Source organism: Wolbachia endosymbiont of Ctenocephalides felis wCfeT, from assembly GCF_012277295.1.
GTDB lineage: Bacteria > Pseudomonadota > Alphaproteobacteria > Rickettsiales > Anaplasmataceae > Wolbachia.
Genome location: NZ_CP051156.1, coordinates 908,613 through 934,034 on the forward strand (window position 1 = coordinate 908,613; position 25,422 = coordinate 934,034).

The window sequence follows — 25,422 nt, forward strand, 5'->3', positions numbered from 1 at the left end:
TAATCCTAGTTTTGTTCTTCTGCTATCATCTTCACTGCCTCTCTATAGCACTTATGTTCCTCAACTAAAATACGTTCTGATAGGCTATTAACATCGTCATTTGGCAGAATTGGCACAGCAGTTTGAGTGATTATTGCTCCAGCGTCAACTTCAGGAGTAACATAATGTACAGTGCAGCCTGTAATTTTTACTCCTGCTTTTAAGGCTTGCTCTTGTGCATTTAGGCCTTTAAAAGATGGAAGCAAAGATGGATGAACATTTATTACTTTATTATCCCACTTACTTAAGAAGTCAGCTTTGAGAATTCTCATAAACCCTGCAAGGCAAACCAAATCAACTTTGTGTTGAATTAGTATTTCATGAATCCTATCAGCATCAAGCGGCTTATCATTCACGACAAATGATGGAATCTTCACTTGTTCTGCTGCTTTAAGGCCTGCAGCGTTGCTATTATTTGTGATAACACAGGCAACTTCTGCAGGAAAACCTTGTTCATTACATGATTTTATTAAAGCCTGCATGTTTGATCCTCTGCCTGAAATCAATATTCCGAGTTTTATTTTCTTCATTAGGTTTCTTGCATCACTTCCAACACGTACTGTAATCTAGCTACATTGAAACTACAACTTTAATATGGCGTTTCTTGCCTGCAGATAATTTTACAAATGGTTGGTCTTTAAAGCTTTCAGAGTTTATCATGTAGTTAATATCATTTATAGTATTATCATTAATCTTGCATCCATTACCCTGTATTAAACGTTTTGCAGCACCTTTAGAAAGCTCGAAGCCGGTTTCGTGCAGCAAGTCTACCAGTGATATACCATCGGCAACTTTTTCTTTTGTTATTATGTAATCAGGAAGAAGTGAGCTATCTTCATTTTCAAAAGCTGAAATTGAGGCAGAACACGCTTTTTCTGCTTCTTCATCACCGTGGCATATTTTTGTTACCTCAGTTGCCAGAACTTTTTTTGCTTCATTTATTTCCTGATCTTTTAAAGATTCTAGCTTTTTAACCTCATCAATTGACAAATCAGTAAATAATCTAAGGAAACGTCCAACATCCTGATCATCAACATTACGGAAATATTGCCAATAATCATAAGGCTTTAGCATATCGCCATCGAGCCATACTGCCCCACTTTCTGTTTTACCCATTTTATTTCCTTGAGCATTCAACAAGAGAGGCGTAGTCAGACCAAATAGCTCAGATAAATTCAATTTTTTGCCAAGTTCAATTCCGTTGACTATATTTCCCCATTGGTCTGATCCTCCAATCTGTAAGCGGCAGCCATATTTTTTATTTAGCTCAGCAAAATCATAAGCCTGCAGCAACATATAATTAAATTCTAAAAAGCTTAAGTTCTGCTCCCTATCAAGTCTGGTTTTTACACTATCAAAACTTAACATGCGATTCACAGAAAAATATGCCCCTATATCGCGTAAAAAGTCTATGTATTTTATACTATCCAACCAATCTGCATTATTTACTATAACTGCATCAGTTTTTCCACTACCAAAGGAGATCATTTTCTCCAGTGTTTTTCTTATACCAAGTATATTTTGGCCGATATTTTCAATTGATAAAACACTTCTTGCTTTATCTTTACCTGATGGATCACCTATTTTCGTTGTGCCGCCTCCAAGTAAAACTATTGGCTTATAGCCAAATTTTTGCAGGTGACGGAGCATCATAATTTGAATCAGACTGCCAATATGAAGACTTGGTGCTGTGCAATCAAAGCCAATATACGCGACGATATAGCTGTCCTGTGATAACAATTGGTCTAGTCCTTCAACGTTTGTACATTGATATAGGTAACCCCTTTCTTGAATAAAGTTTAAAAATTCAGATTTGTGTTTCGTATTCATCTTGAAGTTGCTTTAGCTCATCAATTGTAAGGCCAGTAGTTTCAGCGATAATATCAATGGAAATACCTACTTTAAGTAGATTCTTTGCCACTTCAATTTTCTCTGCTTTTCTACCTTCCTCTCTACCTTCTTCTTTACCTTCTTCTCTACCACGTTCTTCGCCGATTTGGATGCCTTTCTCTATACCTTCTTTTTTACCTTTTTCAGTAGCATCGTCAAGTCTTTGTGCCCAGATATTAGCCTCTTTATATACATCCATGTCCTTTTCTTCGTATGCTACTAAATCTTTTTCATTCCAGCCAGATTTGTCCAATTCATCATACGCTAGTTTTATCACTGGTTCCTGTTCTGCTATTTTTTTTAGATCTTCATTTGTAGTTTCCTCTGCATACCTAAAAAAGAAGCACCAACGCTCCACTGTCGTTTCTAATTCATCCACTCTACTTTTAGTAAACTTTGGTAACTCAATAAATACAAATTGAAAATCTTTTAAGTAATGCCCATTAGTTTTTATATCACGTATATTGTGAGTGGATAGATAAGACACCTCTTCATTAAATAAGTTACAGTTAGAAATGGCAATAAAGTACACTTTTTGTAAATCAGCGTAATTGCCAGATTGCCTTGAATATGCTTTTGCTGCGTACAATTGAGCACGCTTTTCAAAGCCTTTATCCCTTGCAACTTGCATTTCAACCACAAATTTCCTACCAGTTGAATCTTTGCAAAGAATATCAACTATACTTTGTTTATCAGAAGCAATTTCAGGATTCATGATAGTATTTAAGAATTCAACTGCTTGTACTGCATTTTCCCCGGTAAACTCCAGGATATCATTCAGAAAATGTATAAGTATATTACTGTTCTTTTCAGTACCAAAGATTAGCTTGAACGAGTAAGGATTCAATGGACTAAGATACCTGCCCATTGAACCCTCCTCTAGGAACCGTACGTGAAAGTTTTCCCTCATACGGCTCGAGCCACCTTAAGTCCTTTTGATGAGAACCGGCTACAATTTTCTTCGAACTTTTGGACATATCAAATCCCTTCTTAGAGCTAACGTTAATCATATTACACCATTTCTGCAAAGAGAAAAGTTTTTTTGATTGACGTTCTTTAAAGTAAGCATACCACTCTTTATCATAGGGGTTAGCTACTGCTCTAACTTTCTTATGGCGTCGAATTGATACACTTGTCGCCTGGAAAAGTTCTTTCCATTTGTTTGTATCTTTATCCTTAGTCAAAGCCGCAAAACACCATTTTCTGGTTTCTATGACTTTGAAGTACTTCCTTTTGATCCAGCGTTTACCTTTGTTAGGATGTCTGCGCTTTGACCATTGCCATAAGGCTTTAAAAATCTCATGGTCAACTTTCTCGTAAGCTTTTCTTGCACATATCCCACGATGATAATAGGCCCAACCTCGAATATGAGGTGAGAGGACTTCAATTACCTTTTCTTGGGTTTGTGCACCACTCTTACGAACCAAGCACCGAACGCTTTTCAGTAGCCTGCTTATGCTTTTTACTGAAGGTTTGATGATTAATTTCGTTCTGTACTTACGCGCTGTCTGACCTAGAAAATCAAACCCATGTTTTATATGTGTGATCTTAGTTTTTCCTGCTGATAAGGTTAACCCCCTATAACCTAAGAAAACCTCTACTAGCCGTTTGACTTTAGTTTCAAGAATTTCTTTCGATTTTCCAGTTACTATAAAATCATCGGCATAGCGGATCAGGTGCACACCACTTGCCTTGCGTTTCTTTGTCCCTTTCTTACCAAAGTGTTTAATGAAAACATCTTCAAGACCGTCTAGGGTTAGATTAGCAAGTACAGGAGATATAATTCCACCTTGTGGAGTTCCTGCTATTGTGGAATGGAACATTTGTTTCTCTATAAACCCAGATTTTAACCACTTCTTGAGAATACCTTTTTCTATTGGAATTGTACTTTCTAGCCAGTGATGGTCTATTTCATCGAAACATTTCTTAATATCTGCCTCTAAAATCCATTGTGGAGCGTCATGTCTAGCCAAAGTTAGAAAAACCTGGCTTACCGCATCGGCCGCTGAGCGATGTTTTCTAAACCCATATGAGTGTATATCTCCTATTGTTTCTGCAACAGGGTCAAGTCCCATTAGGTATAAGGCTTGCATAGCTCTGTCTTTTATCGTTGGGATACTAAGGGGTCGTTTGCCGCCTGTGGGCTTAGGGATATTAATCCGTTTCAAAGGTTGAGGACTATATCCATGTTGCCTTAGGTTTTTAATTCCCTGAGATTTAGCTGAAGGTGTTTGCCACAACTGACGATCGACACCAGATGTGTATTTTCCTTTATTCGAAGTCACGCGTTTAACTGCTAATGCTTTAGCACTAAAACTACGTGTGAGGAGACGTTGTAAAGCTTTCACTTTATTCCATCTACCATCTTTTGTTGCCTGAACAATACGAGATTGTAGCCTTTTTGTATTTTTCTTGCACCGAGACCAGTTAATCTGGTTCCAGTGCTCGGCAGTACCGAAAGGTGCACTTACAATTTTACCTGTAACCATCTGCTTTCCTCTCTTTAAAGGTTTTACAAACAATCTTGTCCAAGATGACCATTGTGGACGTCAGTTCCCTTTCGAGCCAGGTAACGTTTAAACCTGTATCACATCCATTACAGATGAGCATTCACTTTTTCCACACTCCCAATCCCACATACCCATCAGTCTTTCTCGCGATCAACCTTACTAAGTATCAAGATACCCAGAGATATATGGGGTTTCCGTGTTCCACTTATTAAACAACGTACGGGTTAGGATCGATCTACTACACCGGTAGCTTTCGTGTTTGCGTATCAGATACGTTCAGTCTGACAACCAGCTACATACCTTTTGGTTCAAGCCTGTCAGTGTCTTTGGCTTGTTCGACTTAACGATGCTTATAATCGTTCACTTACATTATCCATACCATACAACCCTAGCACCCGTGCCATATTGACACTCACAGCATTGTCCTCTCTTCGCAGATCAAACTTCTCCTTTTCAGGCGGGCACGTTGTCCTAGACGCTTTGCACAAGACATTACTGTACTTGTACAGCCTAGTAGGGTACGAGTAGCAAAACACTCGGTTTAGTCAGGGTGACCTGCTAAACAATTTAATAAGCGACTTTTCACGTCGCACGAATGTAAGGTCGTTTTTTGGATCTAAGAATTTAGAAAATGGCATATTAAGAAACTTCAAGACTATTAGCAACTATACACCATTGATGTGGGATGTTCAAAATGTTTTCTTTAAGTTTGTTATTCCTGTAAAGGTCAAGTTATTTGTTTAGTTGAAGTTCTGAGTCAAAGTGCGGAATACTTTTTACATAATCAATTAAAGTTGGAGTATAATAACCCGCTATAGCTCCACTTGCTACGAAAGCAATGGCACATAAAATAGTAATGATAATACCCACAGGAGTGAAACCATAAACTTCTATAGAATATAATATTAAAGGATATGCTAAGAATGCTCCCCCATACATGCCAATTTTTACACGTTTTTCAGCGCGGCTTTCTTCAGCTGATTTCCTTATTGAATCCATGGCTTTCTTATGAACTTTTGCGTCAAATTGAGCTTGAAATTGGTTCCTCAAATCACGCCATACACTGTCCTTTTCTTTTTCCCGATACTCTGCCATAGCTTTTGCAATGTCAGCTTCAAGTTGTATTGCCAAATTATACCGTGTAATGTTCTTATTTTTCTTCAGAGTTTCCTCTATATCTTTTACATCTTCACCTTTAATTTGGTTCCATCTTAAATCAAGTGATATAGTATTACTTCTCTCCACAGCCTTTTCTACTAGAGCTTTTGCACCTTTACCTCTAATTAGGAAGTTATGGCTTAAATCAAGTAATATAATATTACTTTCCTTCAGATATTCTGCTAGAGCTTCTAAACCTTCATCTCCAATGTTGTTGCGGCTTAAATTAAGTGATGTAATGTTCTTAGTAAGATTCTTATTTTTCTTCAGAAAATTTATTAGAATTTTTACGCCTTCATGTATCCATTCAGGTGTATGGCTTAAGAAGCAATAGCCAGTAGGTTTTGAAAAGGATTTAACTTCTTTTGCCTCCAAGTCAAGTACAATGAAATTATCCTCTCAAGAAACATATTTCCCCGTTTCGATTGTGTAAAATATGAAACTTTTCGGTAAACAACGTAATGCCGAATCTGTCGCTCAGCATAGTTGTTTGTCAGTGGAATATTTTCTGGATCGTCCAAAAATTTCCACATCATCAGATCCGATTTCATGATATTTTTTGCTACTCGAGACGCTCCAATTGCCTCGGGTAAATTTGATATATTCTTTAAGTAATATCTCGTTCGCTTGCGTAATTTTCTTGCTCTTCTTATGAACCTTAATGTGTCTATTTCATCCTTTAACAGAGCTTTTTTCAATGCAAATAATTCAGTAGCAACATTCCTTAAATAATACCCCAAAACTTTCACTTCGCTATTCCAACTATGAGACAACCTTTCAAAATCTCTTGCTAAATGTGCCCAACAGACCTGCCTTTTCTTGCTGGAAAAGTAGTTGTAAGCTGCATATCTGTCGGTCACTACTAGGTTGTTATTCTTTCCAAATTTACTATTTTCCAGGACTTTCATCCCTCTTGACTCTGTCAATTTGATCACACTTCCTATTTTGCTCGCAAACATCCAGCACCAGCCCTGTTTACCTTTGTTGTAATGGCTAGTTTCATCGATATGTAAAATTTTGCTCTTGCTTACCTCTTCCTCAATTTGCTCATATGCTTCTTGGCATTTTTCTGCCACTCTAGCCTCGCTATTTGATACACTACCGACGCTGATATCCAGGTTGAAAATGTCCTTTATAATATTTGCCACTTCTTTTTTCGAATTCTTGTAAAATCCACTTAATGCTGCAATTACTGACTTAACTCTTGGACCAAATGTGTCCGCAGTTACTCCTTCTTGTAGCTTGCTACTTTTTCTTTTTCCACATCTTTTGCAACGTCCATGCTCTAGTTGATATTCAACTACATACGGCTTGATTTCCGGCAAATCGACCTTTTGATGAGTATACGGATCTTTTGATACCGCAATTTCTCCTCCGCACTCACACGTATTGGGCAGTTCTATTTTTACCATCTCATCTGCCTCCATTTTAGGGCGGTAACTGCCTTTATGTCCAACCTGTGCTCCTACTTTCCTGTCACTTTTTGGCTTATTTTCCCTCATCTTATATAATTCTTTGGAGCTTGGTATAGATGAATTTTTTGAATTTAAGCCAAGCCTTTCTTTTAACTCAGCGTTTTCGATCCTTAGCGCTTTATTTTCTGCTTTAAGCTCTTCTATTTTTGTTTCTAACTTTTCTATAGTCTGCTTAAACTTTCGCAAAATTCTAAAAGATCAACCATATTACCTCACAGCCACTCTAGTTTACCTTTTTAGCATTCCTTGTCTACTCTTTATTTTACCGCCCGGCTGAATGGATACATAAATTTCCCAAATGATTACAAAAAGCTAGTTTATACTCACTTAGGCCAGTTTGAATTACTTTGAGAAAGTGAAAATCTTTTGGAATTAATGTATTGCTACCAGTTACGTGGTTTCTTATGTAAAGATTATCACCTTTGAAAAAATATCCAATTTCTAAAAACTTTGCGACAGTCACTTCTTCTCCCTCTACTTCTAGGACAATTTTTGCCTCTTTCGTATTTTCAGCACCTGGCACAATTTTCAATAAAGACTTTCTCTGCAATGCTTCAGTGTCTCTTCTTGACTTAAAATGGCTTTGTTGCATCGCTCTTTGGATAGGAGGCAATGCATAATAAATTCATGAAGCTATCTCAAATTTAGCCATGCCTATTTCAGTAAATTTGTTCAGCAAATAACACTTGAGTAGCATTTCTTTCTCACGGTTAATCTCAGATTTGTTCCTAAAACTAAACCCAAATGTTTGCTTCAGTCGCGAGAAAAAACTTTCTATATAAGATCTCTTCCCATAATTTATCTCTTTTTTCCACTTCTTCATACCATCTTCACCATATGACTTTATGAGCTTGATTGTAGAATTTCTCTCAGCCATATAATCCAGCTTTGGATGCTCCACTGCATTGTTTTGCAGAGGAATTTTTGTCTTTATGCCAAGCTCATTGCACAATTTGTATAACTTCTTTCGATTATATGCTCTGTCTGCATATAGTGTGCTTATATTGTATTTAGCATTAGCCCTTGCAATAAGATCACAGGCTCCATAGTGGTCAGAATAAACTCCACTACTGTATTTTGCAGCTATGACTTTTTTGCTACCTATCTCCAGCATTACATGCAATTTTCTTGTTTGCTTATAGCCACGGTACTTTCTATCTGTACCGTTTGCCTTACTATGGCCTGGAATATTATTGTAGATGCTTATTCCAGTGCTATCTATGGCGATCTCAATATTTTCCATACTGTTTTTATCATGTCTTCGATCATTAATTTTTAAGTTAAGCTTTTTGAATCTTCTGGAAGCCTGGGAATAGCTGATAACTTGCAAATTTTTTCCTATTTGCTCAAGGTATCCCGCTATAAACCCCACCGTTTGTCTTAGGCCTATTCTAAACAAATAAGTTATTATGTGAATTAGAATTACGACTTTATCACTATAAATATTGTTGCCACCGGCCATTTTGGGACTTTTTTCGTACCAATTTTCTATGGCATCGTTGACGTAATAAAAAATATTTCCTCTTTCTTGGAGAAATTTGTTATATTCGTAGCAGTTACTGACTTTCATTTTGACTGGCATATTTTTCCTTTGTCGGTTAAATGCCTGTTTATAATGAATTTCATCAGTAACTCCCAGTTCTTTTTACTTTAGCTATGCAACAAAGCCCGCTAGAATCCAGGTCTTTTTAACTTGATCCTATAATCAAGTCATAGTATGACAAAAAAGTAATACTTTCTGTGAAAGCTATAAAACTTTGTTTTTTATAATTAAAATGTCTATAATTCTAATTTCGAGGTAAAAAATTAATGTTGCAAAGGAATTTCTTAATATGGTTATTAGCATCGCTATTTTATGCGTATCAGTATATATTACGTGTAATTCCAAACATAATCGCGCCTGAGTTAATAGCAAAATTTGGCATAAGCATTGCAGATGTTGGTCAATTTGGCGGTGTATACTATATAGGCTATACACTAGCTCATATACCTGTTGGTCTTTTTCTGGACAGATTTGGACCAAAGTTTGTTTTGCCTGCTTGTATTGTTTTAACATTTACTGGAACGCTGCCTCTCATATGCTTTAATGAGTGGAGTTACTCAATATTGGGTAGAATAATTGTTGGAGCTGGGTCATCTGCTTCAGCAATCGGATTATTTAAAGTTGCCAGCATGTATTTTGCACAAGAGAAATCAGCGAGAATGGCGAGCTTATCTATAATAATAGGGCTGACAGGGGCAATTTACGGTGGACTGCCGCTAGATTTTTTACTTGATAAATTTGGTTGGAACGCTGTAATTTACATCTTCTCAGCATTTGGTTGCTTACTTGCCCTACTGTTGTTCTTCATAACGCCGAGCAACAACACTCAAGGAAAAAAAGTCAGTATAAAAGATATAAAAGCAGTACTATTTAACAAACATATTTTTCTAATTAGCTTTTTTGGTGGCTTAATGGTTGGTCCATTGGAAGGTTTTGCTGATGGTTGGGTAAAAACATTTTTATGTGAAGTATATCAAATGACTGAGAGTTTAGCATCTTCACTTTCTTCTGTAATATTTATAGGTATGGGAATTGGATCATTTGCCATAGCTTATATACTAGAGAAATATCCAAACAAGCATTATGAAGCAATAATTCTATGTTCTCTTACAATGGTTGTTAGTTTTCTATTGCTTTTCGCGCAGGTCGATGGTCTTTATGTTGTATTACCGCTACTTTTCGTCATCGGTTTTGCCTCTGGTTATCAAGTAGTTACCATCTATAAAGCAATAAGTTATGTAAATCATAATTTAGTGGGCTTGGCCACCGCTGTGTCTAATATGATAGTCATGGCTTTTGGTTATTTTTTTCACACTGGAATTGCAAAAATAATAGATCTATTTTGGGATAGAACGGTGGTAGCAGGAAATCCTGTGTATGGTGCTGAATTACTAATAAAGGCAACATCTACTATTCCTTTATGTTTGTTTGTAGCTATCTTTGGGTTTATGTGGCTGAAAAAGCAGGATAAGCAGCTAACGTAATTCAATAGTATCCAAGACCCAAGTCATAGGATAACAGAAACTGTGCGCACCTTAATTATGTTAGCGATATTATTAAATAGATTAGATTGTTAAGTTAATTTTCTATTAAGAAAAGTTGAAATATTAAAGAAAATAGTATATAGTCTTTCTAAATGTATATAATTTAGAAGATTGATAATGCGTGATAAGAAAGGTGAGATACATATAATATTTTTTCATGGGCTAGGTGATGATTACAAGTATGCAAATAATTATGCTAAATACATAGAAAATAGCTACAAGGGAAAAGGACATAATATTTATACTCATGCACATGAGTACCCAACCGCATTTCAGAATTACCAAACTTATGTCAAAGTAAGCTTTTTATTTTTTGGAATATCTATATTAGCACCTATTATAATGATAGCATGTAGCCAATCGATTATGATGATAGGGTTAGCAAGCTTGGCAGCTTTAATTTGTTTCTTTTTATCAATGGCACTAATTGCTGTATCATTAATTTATAGAGATCAAAAGCTATTTAAATCATCAATAGATAAAATAGAAAAATTAATAGAAGAGGGTGTAGAATCAGAAAAGATTATACTTTTAGGCCATTCTTTTGGCGGAGTGACTGTATCAGAAGTTTTAAAACATTTTGCAAATAAAAATATTACGCTTGGGGGTGTTATTTTTGCTAACGCTTTTAGTTCGTTCGAGAAAGTAATAAAATATCTTCCAATGTTTCAATTGAGAATTTTAAATCTATTACCCTCGTTTCTTTCACAAAAACTGTTAAAGGCTTTAGACATAGATTTTAATGTAGTAAGAGATCTACGTGAATTACAGAGTAAAGAAAGTTTCAACATACCAATAGTCATTATCAACAATGAAAGTGATAATGTGGTACCACTATTAGCACAATTAAAATATGCAGTAGAGTCTAAGAACACAAATGAAGAAAACACGTTATCACCTGAAAATGAAAATATTATTAAAACCCTTAGTACAGGATATCCTACAACATCTCATACAGCAGTTTTGTATGGTCATGAGCTTGATCGAGAATTGACTGATTTAATGGTTAATAAAGTTGATAAAACAACCAGTAGGGAATCTTATAAATTTGGTTAAAATATTCAATATTTTTAGCATATAAAAATACCATTTATATTCTCATTCAATCAGATTAATGTAAATAGTCAATTTCTAGAAAATTTTTTTTAACTTATTATATTATTTACAGCTTTCACAAGCCTTCTCGTCATCCCTGTAAAAGTCCACAATTATACGAACGTTGCATTTTAGACCAGTTACCCGCAAAACGGTGTCTCCAGTGCTCCATTTTGTCAACGAATTACTTGACCTTTGCATAGCTTACGCACAACTTTACGAACATTGTAATATGGTCTTTACACATTAGAAAATGATGTCATTCTAGCGCGTGACGCTAGAATCCAGGTCTTTTTAACTTGATCCTATAATCAAGTCATAGTATGACAAAGATGCTTTATTATTAAAACATTTTTATTAATTTCATAAGTGTTGCTCTCCATTCTACTTTCTTTAAAAATATCATTACTAAAATACTTTGTTATTAAAACATTTTTATTAATTTAATAACTATAATTACCCATTATATTTCCTTTGAAAACATCATAACTAATATGTAAATTTTATCTAATATTCTTAATTTTCGTCGATTTTTTAATGGGATTATGGGAAATTATATGAAAATCAGTTATTTCCAAAACGGAAATAACTGGTCTTTAAAAGTATGTTGCTGCATGATAATAGCGTTAAAGTTGTAATTTTGGAGTTTATGGAAGCTTTGGTGTCAGGCAGTTGTTTTTTAGCTATTCAGATGACACTGTTTTTGGACAATTTGCCTAAAAATACTTATCAAAATCATGCCAAGCTGCTGGCCTTTAACTGAAGCAACTGATATACTGAAGTATTTTGGGAGGTTTAACCTATGGTAAGCGATTTAAAATCTTTTGATAATGAAGTTTATCAGTCTATAGAGGACGAATTACAGCGTCAAAGATCGCAATTGCAGTTAATTGCATCAGAAAATTTTGCAAGCAAAGCAGTTATGGAAGCGCAAGGTTCTTTTCTTACTAATAAATATGCAGAAGGTTACCCAGGTAAAAGGTATTACTGTGGTTGTGAACATGTTGATAAAGTTGAAAATTTGGCTATAGAAAGGCTATGCCAACTGTTTGGCGTTAAATTCGCAAATGTTCAACCTCACTCTGGTTCTCAGGCGAATAAAGCGGCATTTGCAGCACTTCTTTCTCCTGGTGATACAATACTCGGACTTTCTCTTGACTGTGGTGGTCATCTAACTCACGGTGCACGTCCAAGTCTTTCTGGTAAGTGGTTTCAATCAATTCAATATACAGTGGATAAAGATACTTACTTGCTTGATATGGATGAGGTAGAAAGGCTTGCTTTAGAACATAAGCCAAAGCTAATCATAGCTGGTGCTTCAACTTATCCAAGAAAAATAGATTTTAAACGCTTTCGCGAAATTGCAGATAAAGTTGGTGCTTACTTACTAGCGGATATTGCTCACTATGCTGGGCTTATTGCGGCTGGTGAATATCCATCTCCTGCTGAATATGCGCATATTATGACTTCCACAACGCATAAAACCTTACGTGGTCCTCGTGGTGGAATAATAATGACCAATGACGAAGCATTACATAAAAAAATTCAGTCTGCAGTTTTTCCAGGATTGCAAGGTGGACCACTTATGCATGTAATAGCCGCAAAAGCAGTTGCATTTAAGGAAGCATTGGATCAAGAATTTAAGGCCTATAGTAAAAAGGTAATTGAAAATGCTAAGATATTAGCAGAAGAGCTACAAAAACATGGGATCGATGTTGTTACTGGTGGCACTGACTGTCATATAGTGTTAGTGGACTTAAGATCAAAGAAACTGACTGGAAAAGACGTGGTGGATAGCCTTGAAAGAGCTGGTATTACGTGCAATAAAAACGCTATACCATTTGATACAGAGAAACCAACCGTTACTTCAGGACTTCGTTTTGGCTCTGCTGCTGAAACAACTCGTGGACTTGGGGCTAAGGAATTCAAGGAAATAGCTAACCTTGTTAGTCAAATAGTCCAAGGGTTAATAAAAGGAAATAGCTCAGAAATTGAAAAAGAAGTAAAAAATAAAGTTGAAGAAATGTGCAGCAAATTTCCTATTTATTAATAGTTTAACTGCTTTAATTCATAGGCCATGTTTAAATGGAACATAGATAATATTGTAAATGCCACTGGTGGAAGTGCAGCCACTGGCTGTCATAATATATATGGTGTCAACATTTCAACAGATACGCGTAATATAAAAAAAGGGGATTTATTTATTGCATTAAAGGGAGGAAACTTTGATGGCCATGATTTTGTATATGAAGCATTCTCAAAAGGAGCTGCTGCTGCAATAGTAAGTGAGAGTAAGTATAATGACCTTCCCATAATTGTTGTGCAAGATACATTAAAAGCTTTACACGATATGGCGTTATATTACGTCAAAAATGTTCTTATTAACACTAAAGTTATTGCAGTTACAGGTAGTGTTGGAAAAACTACCACGAAGGATATGCTCTATAATGCTTTATCGCAGTATGGAATATCTCATGTAAATGAGGGTAATTTAAACAATAATATAGGACTGCCTATAACCATACTGAAAGCTGCAGAAAAGTGCCAGTACTTAGTTCTTGAAATGGGAATGAATAGGGCTGGTGAGATAAAGAAATTGTCACAAATTAGCAACCCAGACATTGCAGTTATTACTAATATAGAGCCTGCACATACGGAAAATTTTTCATCACTGTTTGACATTGCACAAGCAAAATTGGAAGTTACGCATGGTATGAAAATTGATGGCACTCTAGTGCTAAATAGAGACAGTGAGTATTACGATTATCTTTCATCACATACTGATAAGAATTTAATAAGTTTTGGTAAAAGCTTAAACGCTACAACCTATTTGTTAGAACTAAAAAGAAATGCTAAGAGATTAGGTCTAAAAATTAAATCAGGTGATAACAAAGTTATAGATTGCAGTCTGCACATTTGTGGTGAGCACTTTGCTTATTCTGTGCTTGCTGTGGTGGCAGTTGTGCAAGAATTAGGGCTTGATTTATCAAAGCTATCGTATGCACTTGAGGATTTTAACGTCACAAATGGCAGGGGTAATGTTCATGTGGTACAATACAATGGAAAGCATGTGTACCTAATTGACGATTCTTACAATGCTAGCCCTGCTTCAATGCAGGCTGCAATAAAAACACTAGGAACATACTCCAATCAAAGAAGAGTGGCCTTACTTGGTGATATGCTAGAATTAGGTGATAAGAGCTTGGGATTTCATACAGAATTACTTGATTACATTATTGAGAGTAATGTTGACAAAGTTTATACGGTTGGCCAGTTTATGCTAGAATTGCACAAACTTTTACCGAGTAATATAAAAGGTATACATTTTAACGATTCTAATCAGTTAAAAGACGATTTGGTTAACATAGTTCATGATAATGATGCAATTCTAGTGAAGGGTTCAAGAGGGATGAAAATGGAGCTTGTAGTGCAAGAGTTTATTTCAGAATTAAACTCAAAATAACACCCTAAAAAATTTCTCTATATAATTTAGCTCTGGCACATCATTCATTACATATAGAGGTACTGTTTGTTGTTCAGTGCCTGGTATTTCTATATATATCTTGCCTACTTCTTGGCCTTTTTTAATTGGTGCGGCTATCCTATCTTGATATTCAATACGTACCTTAACTTGATCGTGCAGACTGCGGTTATAAGTAATATTAACGTCGCTTGCTACAGTAACTGGCACTTTTCTATCTTTTCCATGTAGAACATCTATTTTTTCAACAACATTACCTTTAGCAAATATCGTCTTAGTATTAAAGTGATTTAAGGAGTATTGAACTAATCTTTTTGCCTCTTCTGTTCGCTCTCTTTGAGTACTCAAGCCATTTATGACAGCAAAAATTCTTCTATCATTCCGCTTTGCGGAAACTGCAATACCGTAACCACCAGCATTTGTATAACCGGTTTTTAGTCCATCAACCCCGATATCATGGCCAAGTAAGAAATTTTTGTTTTTTTGCTCAACATCATTATATATGAGATATCGTTCAGAAAATAAGTGGTAGTATTCAGGAAAATCAGTAAAAATTCTTTTTGCCAATATAGCTAAGTCTTTTGCGCTCATATAATGGTCCTCATCTGGCCATCCGCTTGAATTGACAAAGTGACTGTTGCTTAAACCTAATCTTTGTGCAACTTCATTCATCTCAATAGCAAAATTCTCTTCTGAACCTGCAATGCCTTCAGCTAGCGTTATACAAGCATCGTTACCTGAAACTATAGTGATTCCCTCAAGCAACTCTTTAACTGTAACAGACTGGCCCTCCCTTAAAAACATAGAAGAGCCTTTTCTTGCCCATGCTTTTCTGCTTACTTGAAATTCGTCTTCCATATTGATGACTCCGGCTTTTAGATGATCAAAAGCTATATACAGAGTCATTAATTTACTCATTGAAGATGGTGCCATTTTTTCATCAGAGTTATGCTCAACAATAAATGAGCCTGAAGCTAAGTCTAAAACCACTGCCTGCTTGGCTTTAGTTCTAAATTGATATGAATGTAAGGGAATAGGAAGTGCAAAAACTAGTGCTAAAATTACTAATCTGCTTAACATATTTAAAATTTAAGATGCGTTAATTAATCTTATATAGATGTTTCAATTAAGTTAAGTAAAACTTCATTAAGCTCTATCTCTATTTCTCCTTAGCAATACATAAAAAGCTCCTTTGCCACCATGCTCTTTAGTAGCTTGTTGATGATATAGAACCATATGCTGAATTTTAACGTCATTTAACCATTTATGCAGGCTATTTTTTATAGTGCCCGCTTTGTTTATTGCGTGACTGTACCCTGTAATTACCAATAAACACCTATTACCTGCTTGATAATTCTTAGTAACGAAATCTATGAATTTATAGTAAGCATCTTCTACATTATAGCCATGTAGATCTAGCCTATCGCTTATAAAATATTTTCCCTTATCAACCTTTGATTTTGTATTGTAGTCAAGACAGAATGATAATTTGATATCATGGGAGTTCTCTTTTGCGATGAAGGAATAACCTTTGCTATCTGCAGAATTTAGATCAATCTTATGATCAATTTTTATGGTAACTTTATCACATTTTATTGGTTTGACATTTTTCTGCCAATTTAATTCGTCATCTGACATAAACGCATTAGTTGAGTCATGTGATTTTACAGAAATATAAAAATTAGTAAAATTATAGTATGCATTTACACTTTACTCGTGATTACATTTGTACCATTACAAGAAAAGCACTTCCAGCTATTGTTAAAGTGGCTAGAAACACCTCATGTAAAAGAGTGGTGGGACCAAGATATCAATTGGACGCCAGAGTTAATCGAAAAAAGATATAGTAATTACGTTCAAGGGTTTAAGCGTTTGACACTAGGAGAGCAGGTGATTGAAAAGCCGATGCATGCTTTTATTATTAACTATGATAAAGTTGATATTGGCTGTATTCAGTACTATAACAAATATGATTTTCCACCAGAGCTGGGCTACAGCACTTTAGAGCTTCCAGAAAGCTGCACTGCGATAGATTGGTATATTGGAGAGTTAGATTATATAGGAAAAGGGATTGGCTCACAGGCTTTGAGTATGTTTTTAAATGAGTTTGTTTTTCAAACTTTCGAGAATGCTTTTACTGATTCTGAAACTGCAAATGTTGCAGCAATCCGCGCTTATGAAAAAGTTGGATTCAAAAAAATAAAAGAAGAAAATGGCGTAACTCTTATGATTAAGGCTAATTCAAGATGAAAGCATCTAAGATTAATGAGAATTTTTGGTTATACGGAAAACACACCTGCATATCAGCATTGAAAAATAAAAATAGGAAATGTATAGAACTTTTAGTTACAGAGAATTTCTATAGAGAATGTGAAAAGGAAATTGAACAATATGTAGGTAGTAAAGGTATTAAAGCCAAAATAGTAGATAATAAAAAATTAAGTGATATCTTGCATAGAGATGCTAATCATCAAGGAATTGCTTTAAAAGTTGCTCCTATTACAAATGATTTAAGTATCGAAGAAATAGCTGGAAATGGCTCTACCATTGTTATCTTGGATCAAGTGACAGACACGCATAATATTGGATCAGTCTTAAGAACATCAGCTTGCTTCAATGTAGACGCGTTAGTTTTGCCGTATGATCATTCACCAAGTGAAAATTCATCTATTGCAAAAGCAGCAAGTGGTGCGTTGGATATTGTTCCTTTAGTATATGTTACAAACATTGTGAAAACTATGGAGTACTTGAAAGAGGTTGGCTATTGGTGTTATGGGTTTGATTGCACTGCTGGAGAGGATATAGAAAAAATAAAGGACTTTGAAAAAAAAAGAGTAATTATATTTGGATCTGAGGAAAAAGGTATGCGTAGGCTGGTAAAAGAGAATTGTGACTATCTTTTAAAGATACCAATATCAAATGCGATTGATAGCTTGAATGTTTCAAACGCAGCGGCAATAGGATTATATTCGCTATATATTAAAGCAAAATTGGTTTGACAATTTTATGCTTGATAAAAATGTAATTATGTAGTATAATGTGCTTTGGTTAGGGGATAAATAAAGGAGTTGTATTATGTCTTATATGAGAAATGAGCAAGATATCCGCTCTGAAGGCGTATATTATAGTGCTGGGCTTAGAAGTTATTTAGCTAAGGTATATAATTATATGGCTTTAGCATTGGGTATTACAGGGGCTGTTGCGTTTTTAACAGTATTTTTTGGTCTGTTTCAAGTTATTCACTCTAGTCCTGTGTTAACACTTGTGGTAATGTTTTCTCCAATTGTGCTAGTGTTTTATATGTCTTACAGGCTTCAACATTTAAGTGCTCAGTCCACGGTAACTATATTTTTCCTATTTTCAACACTAATGGGGCTTTCTTTGTCCTATATTTTTGTGGTTTATACTGCAGCAAATATAGCAAGGGCGTTTTTTATTACGTCAATCATGTTTGGCTCTATGGCTTTACATGGTAATAGTACGAAAAAAGACCTATCAAGCATGGGTTCCTTCTTGATTATGGGAATTTGGGGGTTAATTATAGCATCTGTAGTGAATTTATTCCTTGGAAGCGGCCCACTTCATTTTGCGATATCGTTTATATCAGTTATAGTGTTTACTTTAATGACTGCATATGATGCTCAAAAAATTAAAGATGTTTATTATAGATATAATGATGGTTCAGAGGTTGTAACAACTAAGCTCGCTATACTTGGTGCAACTAATCTTTACTTTGATTTTATCAATATATTCCTAAATCTACTTAGGTTACTTAGTGTATTTAACAATAGAGACTAGATGTTCTCCTTTTTAAGGGGAGGCAGTAGAGGTTCTATAGCTTTCTTTTTAGTGTCTTTAGTGGTGTCGATGCTATGTCTTGCATATGCTGCGGTGCCACTATATAGCATTTTTTGTAAGGCTACCGGGTATGGTGGCACAACAAAAAAAGTGACTAATGCAACAATCAATGCAACTGACCAAAAAATCAGGGTACATTTTAATGCTGATATAATGTCAGATCTACCATGGAAATTTGAAACAGAGACTAACTATATTGATGTTAACATAGGGGAACAAGGTTTAGCTCTTTACTACGCGCAAAGCTTATCAGACCAGCCTTCGTTTGGAATGGCGGTATATAATGTTACTCCTTTTAAGGCTGGTAAATATTTTAATAAAATTGCCTGCTTTTGCTTCAGTGAACAAATGTTATTACCAAGGCAAAAGGCAGCTATGCCAGTTTCATTTTATATAGACCCCGAAATAATGCATGATGATAGCACAAAAGACTTAAGTGAAATAACGCTCTCATATACATTCTTCAAGCTTAGGTAATCACCTTTACAAGTTCTTAAAAGAGATCTTTAATTGTACTTATAACTGGTTCGTGGACAAGATAAATCACGAAAACTATAACGCAGAGGATAAGGATCTTTTTAATTTTACCTTCACTCATTGTGAGTTTCATTTTAGATTTTCCTTTGGTTTTGGTAGCCATTTTAGTTGTATTAATATTTAATATTAATAATTATACTATAGATATTATAATTATTAGTAAAAGTATGTGTCCGTTCAGACGAGTAGCACAATACTACGGTAATCAAAAGTTTAAAAATCAGTAAAAAAGTGTATACTATATAAATAGAGAAATTTTGCCTCAAAATGAAAACCAGCGAATCAGTTGCTGCTGGCCACCCAGATAAGGTGGCAGATCAAATTTCAGATGCAATACTCGATGAGTATCTTGCAAATGATCATAACTCGCGAGCTGCAATAGAAACTTTAGTTACTAAAGATAATGTTATCGTAGCTGGAGAGGTATTTGGTCCAAGTATAGAAAATAGTAAAATTGAAAATATTGTACGAAGTACAATAAGAAATATTGGCTATGAGCATGATGGATTTCACCCAGAGAAAGTAAAAGTAAGTATACTGCTTCATGAGCAATCAAACGACATTGCAGTGGGAGTTGATCAAGGAGCTGGGGATCAAGGAATAATGTATGGTTATGCTACAACAGAGACGGAAAGTCTCATGCCTGCACCTATTTTCTATGCGCATTCGATTTTGAAAAATATTATGAGTGCAGTAAAAGAAAAAAAGATTCCAAAGCTCGGTCCAGATGCAAAGTCGCAGATTACTTTGGCATATGAGAACGGTCTTCCAGTTAGAGCAGAAAATATTGTTGTTTCAATACAGCATCCTGAAGATCTAAATCAATTGCAAGTAAAGGAAATAATTTATCCTTACATAGTTTCATCTTTGCCTAAAGGGTGGATGTGTTTTGAAAAAAATCTCCTGGTTAATCCAACAGGTAGATTTGTTATTGGTGGTCCAGTTGGTGATTGTGGGCTAACTGGTAGGAAAATTATGGTTGACACTTATGGAGGTTACATTCCACACGGTGATGGAGCATTCTCTGGGAAAGATGTAACTAAAGTTGATAGATCTGCAGCTTATATGGCAAGGTATCTTGCAAAAAACCATTGTTTCTGCAGATTTAGCTAAACGATGTCTTGTACAGCTTTCTTATGCAATTGGTATGCCGAGACCTACGTCATTCTATATCGATACATTTGGCACAAATACAATAGATGAAAAAAGGATTGCAAAGTTCATTGAAGACAATGTAGATTTATCAACAATAGGCATAATTAAGCATTTATCACTTGATCGGCCTATATATAAATACACAGCTTGTTATGGACACTTTGGTAAAAAACTGAAAGAGGATGGCAGTTTTTCTTGGGAGGATACGGATTTATCCGCTGCTCTCTGTAAAGAATTTGATAAAATAAGTGTGTCAAAATTTTAAAGTAACCTTTTGGACTACTGAAATTTTTAATTTACAACCAAGTATTTTTACATTAGTTTGTTATAGTATAATTTAATTAATATACTATTAAGGTAATAATTTTGTATCCATTCAGGTGTATGGCTTAAGAAGCAATAGCCAGTAGGTTTTGAAAAGGATTTAACTTCTTTTGCCTCCAAGTCGTATCCATTCAGGTGTATGGCTTAAGAAGCAATAGCCAGTAGGTTTTGAAAAGGATTTAACTTCTTTTGCCTCCAAGTCAAGTACAATGAAATTATCCTCTCAAGAAACATATTTCCCCGTTTCGATTGTGTAAAATATGAAACTTTTCGGTAAACAACGTAATGCCGAATCTGTCGCTCAGCATAGTTGTTTGTCAGTGGAATATTTTCTGGATCGTCCAAAAATTTCCACATCATCAGATCCGATTTCATGATATTTTTTGCTACTCGAGACGCTCCAATTGCCTCAGGTAAATTTGATATATTCTTTAAGTAATATCTCGTTCGCTTGCGTAATTTTCTTGCTCTTCTTATGAACCTTAATGTGTCTATTTCATCCTTTAACAGAGCTTTTTTCAATGCAAATAATTCAGTAGCAACATTCCTTAAATAATACCCCAAAACTTTCACTTCGCTATTCCAACTATGAGACAACCTTTCAAAATCTCTTGCTAAATGTGCCCAACAGACCTGCCTTTTCTTGCTGGAAAAGTAGTTGTAAGCTGCATATCTGTCGGTCACTACTAGGTTGTTATTCTTTCCAAATTTACTATTTTCCAGGACTTTCATCCCTCTTGACTCTGTCAATTTGATCACACTTCCTATTTTGCTCGCAAACATCCAGCACCAGCCCTGTTTACCTTTGTTGTAATGGCTAGTTTCATCGATATGTAAAATTTTGCTCTTGCTTACCTCTTCCTCAATTTGCTCATATGCTTCTTGGCATTTTTCTGCCACTCTAGCCTCGCTATTTGATACACTACCGACGCTGATATCCAGGTTGAAAATGTCCTTTATAATATTTGCCACTTCTTTTTTCGAATTCTTGTAAAATCCACTTAATGCTGTAATTACTGACTTAACTCTTGGACCAAATGTGTCCGCAGTTACTCCTTCTTGTAGCTTGCTACTTTTTCTTTTTCCACATCTTTTGCAACGTCCATGCTCTAGTTGATATTCAACTACATACGGCTTGATTTCCGGCAAATCGACCTTTTGATGAGTATACGGATCTTTTGATACCGCAATTTCTCCTCCGCACTCACACGTATTGGGCAGTTCTATTTTTACCATCTCATCTGCCTCCATTTTAGGGCGGTAACTGCCTTTATGTCCAACCTGTGCTCCTACTTTCCTGTCACTTTTTGGCTTATTTTCCCTCATCTTATATAATTCTTTGGAGCTTGGTATAGATGAATTTTTTGAATTTAAGCCAAGCCTTTCTTTTAACTCAGCGTTTTCGATCCTTAGCGCTTTATTTTCTGCTTTAAGCTCTTCTATTTTTGTTTCTAACTTTTCTATAGTCTGCTTAAACTTTCGCAAAATTCTAAAAGATCAACCATATTACCTCACAGCCACTCTAGTTTACCTTTTTAGCATTCCTTGTCTACTCTTTATTTTACCGCCCGGCTGAATGGATACATAATTTTGATTTATTGTGAGGCTAATAATGTACAACGATATACAAGAAGAATTTTATAGTGTAGCTGTAAGAGAAGCAGATTATTTAATTGATGAAATAAAAAAGCATCCTTTCAATGCCAAATTAGTGAATGGTACATTGGATTATGAGAAGTTTAAATTCTACCTACAACAGGATTTTTTATACTTGGTAGACTGTACTCGTGCTTTGTTGATTATTGCAGCTAAAGCCAATGACATTGAGATAATGGATAAATTAACCTTTGTAGCTGGTGGGGCTTTTGGTGTACGCGGCCAGTATAAAGAATATTTTCCGGATTGTGATTTGTCTGATGATCATAAGAAAGCAAGAACTTGCTCTGCTTTTACTGATTTTTTCATGCGTGCTGCATATCATAACTTAGTAGCTGAAGGATTAGCGGCTTCTTACCCATGCTTTTGTATATACCAAATAGTTGTTCGTTATATGACAAAAGATGATGTGATTGCAAATAATAAATACCAGAAGTGGATTGATATCTATAGCACTGATATAATGAATGATACAATTGATGCTGTAACAGACATTATGAATAAGTTATACAAAAAAGCTGGCAACGATGAGAAGCAAAAGATGCTGAAGTTTTTTCGTAATGGATTAGAGCTTGAAATAGCATTCTGGGATGAAATGTATTATTCTAATAAGCCTAATGACGAAGAAATATTGGCGATAAGTTGCCTGCGTTCTGATAGTGTTTAGCGACATAATTGTTAGTTGTTATGGATCAAATCTTTTGAGAGAGATGGTAGAGCATCCTTTCAATATTGAATTGATGAATAATACTCTCAACATAGAGAGCTTTAAATTTTACATCCAGCAGGACACGCTGTTTTTGGATGATTATATTCGTGCTCTATTAATTATAGCGTCGAAAGTAGAAGATATTGTCCAGCTAGTTGAGGTGGCGAGAGGAACAATAGCAATTAGCAGAGTGCTATATGAACATTATTTTACTGTGTATGGTATCAGGCAAGGGGAAAAATCCCTTGCTTGTTTCAACTTTACTAATTTTCTTTTATCAACGGCATATAATGACACTTATGAAGCTATTACAGTTTTATATTCTTGCCTTTTTATCTATCGGACAGTTATTCTTAGTATGAAGCATAAATTTAAGAAAAATAACAAATACAAAGACTGGTTTGATTTTTATAGTGGTGGTGTGGTAGAGTCTGGATGTTGTGTTTTGGAGAGTATTGTTGATAAGTACTGCAGCAGGGTGGGAGAGAGTGGAAGAAGAAGAATGCTTGAATTATTTAGAATAACTGCACAGTTTGAGTTAGACTTCTGGAGTAGTGCATATAATTTTCAAAATTCAACAATAAGCTATAGTTGATTCCTCTGTATCCATTCAGCCGGGCGGTAAAATAAAGAGTAGACAAGGAATGCTAAAAAGGTAAACTAGAGTGGCTGTGAGGTAATATGGTTGATCTTTTAGAATTTTGCGAAAGTTTAAGCAGACTATAGAAAAGTTAGAAACAAAAATAGAAGAGCTTAAAGCAGAAAATAAAGCGCTAAGGATCGAAAACGCTGAGTTAAAAGAAAGGCTTGGCTTAAATTCAAAAAATTCATCTATACCAAGCTCCAAAGAATTATATAAGATGAGGGAAAATAAGCCAAAAAGTGACAGGAAAGTAGGAGCACAGGTTGGACATAAAGGCAGTTACCGCCCTAAAATGGAGGCAGATGAGATGGTAAAAATAGAACTGCCCAATACGTGTGAGTGCGGAGGAGAAATTGCGGTATCAAAAGATCCGTATACTCATCAAAAGGTCGATTTGCCGGAAATCAAGCCGTATGTAGTTGAATATCAACTAGAGCATGGACGTTGCAAAAGATGTGGAAAAAGAAAAAGTAGCAAGCTACAAGAAGGAGTAACTGCGGACACATTTGGTCCAAGAGTTAAGTCAGTAATTGCAGCATTAAGTGGATTTTACAAGAATTCGAAAAAAGAAGTGGCAAATATTATAAAGGACATTTTCAACCTGGATATCAGCGTCGGTAGTGTATCAAATAGTGAGGCTAGAGTGGCAGAAAAATGCCAAGAAGCATATGAGCAAATTGAGGAAGAGGTAAGCAAGAGCAAAATTTTACATATCGATGAAACTAGCCATTACAACAAAGGTAAACAGGGCTGGTGCTGGATGTTTGCGAGCAAAATAGGAAGTGTGATCAAATTGACAGAGTCAAGAGGGATGAAAGTCCTGGAAAATAGTAAATTTGGAAAGAATAACAACCTAGTAGTGACCGACAGATATGCAGCTTACAACTACTTTTCCAGCAAGAAAAGGCAGGTCTGTTGGGCACATTTAGCAAGAGATTTTGAAAGGTTGTCTCATAGTTGGAATAGCGAAGTGAAAGTTTTGGGGTATTATTTAAGGAATGTTGCTACTGAATTATTTGCATTGAAAAAAGCTCTGTTAAAGGATGAAATAGACACATTAAGGTTCATAAGAAGAGCAAGAAAATTACGCAAGCGAACGAGATATTACTTAAAGAATATATCAAATTTACCCGAGGCAATTGGAGCGTCTCGAGTAGCAAAAAATATCATGAAATCGGATCTGATGATGTGGAAATTTTTGGACGATCCAGAAAATATTCCACTGACAAACAACTATGCTGAGCGACAGATTCGGCATTACGTTGTTTACCGAAAAGTTTCATATTTTACACAATCGAAACGGGGAAATATGTTTCTTGAGAGGATAATTTCATTGTACTTGACTTGGAGGCAAAAGAAGTTAAATCCTTTTCAAAACCTACTGGCTATTGCTTCTTAAGCCATACACCTGAATGGATACATACTTCTTTTGTGTATAACTTACCCTTCTCACCTAATACTAGAGACTTTCCCTCTTCACATTTTCTGATTTCTCTATCCAGAAGCTCTGCTTTAAGTATGGCCATGCATTCCCACTCCTCTTCTTCACAACTAACACCTCCAAAACCACATACTTTATCTTTATACTCTTCCCCACACTTCTTTGCTACACTTTTTTCTATCTCTTTAAATTGTGATGTCAAATCTCTTTTACATTCCTCTTTAAGTTGATCTACTACAACTTTTTCACATGTTTTTTTAATCTTATTTCTAAACTTATCACATATTTCATCTGATAACTCGCATTTGATACCTCTCTGGCACATAACTCGAGCAATATCTTTATTACTTAACGTTGTCATAAT

21 protein-coding genes and 4 pseudogenes are annotated in these 25,422 nt (G+C 35.4%); 13 read left to right on the plus strand and 12 right to left on the minus strand.

Features of this window, described 5'->3' with window-relative positions; translation table 11 throughout:
* Window positions 1-5: 5 nt before the first annotated feature.
* The 8 genes and pseudogenes from purN to HF197_RS04450 form a co-directional block, all read right to left on the minus strand.
* On the minus strand, window positions 6-569 hold the full coding sequence (gene purN / locus HF197_RS04415; protein ID WP_168464411.1) for a phosphoribosylglycinamide formyltransferase: 564 nt from the start codon (window positions 567-569) through the stop codon (window positions 6-8).
* A 40-nt stretch (window positions 570-609) separates the two neighbouring features.
* Window positions 610-1,869: a tyrosine--tRNA ligase gene (gene tyrS, locus HF197_RS04420; protein WP_168464412.1), complete on the minus strand. Its 1,260-nt coding sequence runs from the start codon at window positions 1,867-1,869 to the stop codon at window positions 610-612.
* On the minus strand, window positions 1,847-2,839 hold the full coding sequence (locus tag HF197_RS04425) for an Rpn family recombination-promoting nuclease/putative transposase (protein WP_168464413.1): 993 nt from the start codon (window positions 2,837-2,839) through the stop codon (window positions 1,847-1,849). The genes tyrS and HF197_RS04425 overlap by 23 nt, the downstream gene beginning before the upstream one ends.
* Complete coding sequence (gene ltrA / locus HF197_RS04430; protein ID WP_168464414.1) at window positions 2,781-4,418, minus strand: group II intron reverse transcriptase/maturase; 1,638 nt, start codon at window positions 4,416-4,418, stop codon at window positions 2,781-2,783. The genes HF197_RS04425 and ltrA overlap by 59 nt, the downstream gene beginning before the upstream one ends.
* Window positions 4,419-5,171: 753 nt before the next feature.
* Window positions 5,172-5,972, minus strand: coding sequence for a leucine-rich repeat domain-containing protein (locus HF197_RS04435; RefSeq protein ID WP_246168437.1), 801 nt, complete (start codon window positions 5,970-5,972; stop codon window positions 5,172-5,174).
* Window positions 5,918-7,278, minus strand: a pseudogene (gene tnpC / locus HF197_RS04440) (IS66 family transposase). Before tnpC (HF197_RS04440) ends, HF197_RS04435 begins: the two are co-directional and overlap by 55 nt.
* Window positions 7,279-7,334: 56 nt before the next feature.
* Window positions 7,335-7,664, minus strand: coding sequence for a hypothetical protein (locus HF197_RS04445; RefSeq protein WP_168464051.1), 330 nt, complete (start codon window positions 7,662-7,664; stop codon window positions 7,335-7,337).
* 33 nt (window positions 7,665-7,697) lie between these two features.
* On the minus strand, window positions 7,698-8,654 hold the full coding sequence (locus tag HF197_RS04450) for an IS5 family transposase (protein ID WP_168463922.1): 957 nt from the start codon (window positions 8,652-8,654) through the stop codon (window positions 7,698-7,700).
* Between the two features lie 227 nt (window positions 8,655-8,881).
* Between HF197_RS04450 and HF197_RS04455 the strand changes: the two genes are divergently transcribed.
* The 5 genes from HF197_RS04455 to HF197_RS04475 all read left to right on the plus strand — a co-directional run bounded on the left by HF197_RS04455 (window position 8,882) and on the right by HF197_RS04475 (window position 14,717).
* Window positions 8,882-10,099: an MFS transporter gene (locus tag HF197_RS04455; RefSeq protein ID WP_174855537.1), complete on the plus strand. Its 1,218-nt coding sequence runs from the start codon at window positions 8,882-8,884 to the stop codon at window positions 10,097-10,099.
* Window positions 10,100-10,276: 177 nt separating this feature from the next.
* Complete coding sequence (locus HF197_RS04460; protein ID WP_168464415.1) at window positions 10,277-11,215, plus strand: alpha/beta hydrolase; 939 nt, start codon at window positions 10,277-10,279, stop codon at window positions 11,213-11,215.
* 643 nt (window positions 11,216-11,858) lie between these two features.
* A complete protein-coding gene (locus tag HF197_RS04465; protein ID WP_168464416.1) occupies window positions 11,859-12,017 on the plus strand; it encodes a hypothetical protein in 159 nt (52 codons plus the stop codon).
* Window positions 12,018-12,056: 39 nt separating this feature from the next.
* Window positions 12,057-13,304: a serine hydroxymethyltransferase gene (gene glyA / locus HF197_RS04470; protein WP_168464417.1), complete on the plus strand. Its 1,248-nt coding sequence runs from the start codon at window positions 12,057-12,059 to the stop codon at window positions 13,302-13,304.
* 27 nt (window positions 13,305-13,331) lie between these two features.
* Window positions 13,332-14,717, plus strand: a complete 1,386-nt coding sequence (locus HF197_RS04475) for a UDP-N-acetylmuramoyl-tripeptide--D-alanyl-D-alanine ligase (RefSeq protein ID WP_168464418.1) — start codon at window positions 13,332-13,334, stop codon at window positions 14,715-14,717.
* Here the strand turns inward: HF197_RS04475 and HF197_RS04480 are convergent.
* The gene (locus HF197_RS04480) at window positions 14,709-15,815 is read right to left on the minus strand and encodes a D-alanyl-D-alanine carboxypeptidase family protein (RefSeq protein WP_168464419.1); all 1,107 of its coding nucleotides are present in this window, start codon (window positions 15,813-15,815) and stop codon (window positions 14,709-14,711) included. The genes HF197_RS04475 and HF197_RS04480 overlap by 9 nt on opposite strands.
* 66 nt (window positions 15,816-15,881) lie before the next feature.
* Window positions 15,882-16,373 (minus strand): Smr/MutS family protein, encoded by a 492-nt coding sequence (locus tag HF197_RS04485; RefSeq protein ID WP_168464420.1) that lies wholly within the window; start codon window positions 16,371-16,373, stop codon window positions 15,882-15,884.
* 78 nt (window positions 16,374-16,451) lie between these two features.
* On the opposite strand from HF197_RS04485, the gene HF197_RS04490 reads away from it, so the two are divergent.
* The 5 genes and pseudogenes from HF197_RS04490 (at window position 16,452) to metK (ending at window position 20,550) form a co-directional block, all read left to right on the plus strand.
* Window positions 16,452-16,985, plus strand: a complete 534-nt coding sequence (locus tag HF197_RS04490) for a GNAT family N-acetyltransferase (protein ID WP_168464421.1) — start codon at window positions 16,452-16,454, stop codon at window positions 16,983-16,985.
* A complete protein-coding gene (gene rlmB / locus HF197_RS04495; RefSeq protein WP_168464422.1) occupies window positions 16,982-17,734 on the plus strand; it encodes a 23S rRNA (guanosine(2251)-2'-O)-methyltransferase RlmB in 753 nt (250 codons plus the stop codon). Before HF197_RS04490 ends, rlmB begins: the two co-directional genes overlap by 4 nt.
* 76 nt (window positions 17,735-17,810) lie before the next feature.
* Entirely contained in the window at window positions 17,811-18,533 is a 723-nt protein-coding gene (locus HF197_RS04500) for a Bax inhibitor-1/YccA family protein (protein ID WP_168464423.1), read from the plus strand.
* Entirely contained in the window at window positions 18,534-19,070 is a 537-nt protein-coding gene (locus HF197_RS04505; protein ID WP_168464424.1) for a cytochrome c oxidase assembly protein, read from the plus strand.
* A gap of 327 nt (window positions 19,071-19,397) precedes the next feature.
* A pseudogene (gene metK, locus HF197_RS04510) lies at window positions 19,398-20,550 on the plus strand (methionine adenosyltransferase).
* A 203-nt stretch (window positions 20,551-20,753) separates the two neighbouring features.
* Here the strand turns inward: metK and tnpC (HF197_RS04515) are convergent.
* Window positions 20,754-22,114 (minus strand): annotated as a pseudogene (gene tnpC, locus HF197_RS04515) (IS66 family transposase).
* Window positions 22,115-22,221: 107 nt separating this feature from the next.
* Between tnpC (HF197_RS04515) and HF197_RS04520 the strand changes: the two are divergent.
* From HF197_RS04520 to tnpC (HF197_RS04530), 3 genes and pseudogenes are all read left to right on the plus strand, one after another.
* Window positions 22,222-22,932 (plus strand): TenA family protein, encoded by a 711-nt coding sequence (locus HF197_RS04520; RefSeq protein ID WP_168464425.1) that lies wholly within the window; start codon window positions 22,222-22,224, stop codon window positions 22,930-22,932.
* A 43-nt stretch (window positions 22,933-22,975) separates the two neighbouring features.
* Entirely contained in the window at window positions 22,976-23,569 is a 594-nt protein-coding gene (locus tag HF197_RS04525) for a TenA family protein (protein WP_369800029.1), read from the plus strand.
* Window positions 23,570-23,655: 86 nt separating this feature from the next.
* Window positions 23,656-25,016 (plus strand): annotated as a pseudogene (tnpC, locus tag HF197_RS04530) (IS66 family transposase).
* Here the strand turns inward: tnpC (HF197_RS04530) and HF197_RS04535 are convergent.
* Window positions 25,003-25,419 carry a hypothetical protein gene (locus HF197_RS04535; RefSeq protein ID WP_168464427.1) on the minus strand — a complete coding sequence of 139 codons (417 nt, stop codon included), beginning with the start codon at window positions 25,417-25,419 and terminating at the stop codon, window positions 25,003-25,005. The pseudogene tnpC (HF197_RS04530) and the gene HF197_RS04535 sit on opposite strands and share 14 nt — an antisense overlap.
* Between the last annotated feature and the right edge of the window lie 3 nt (window positions 25,420-25,422).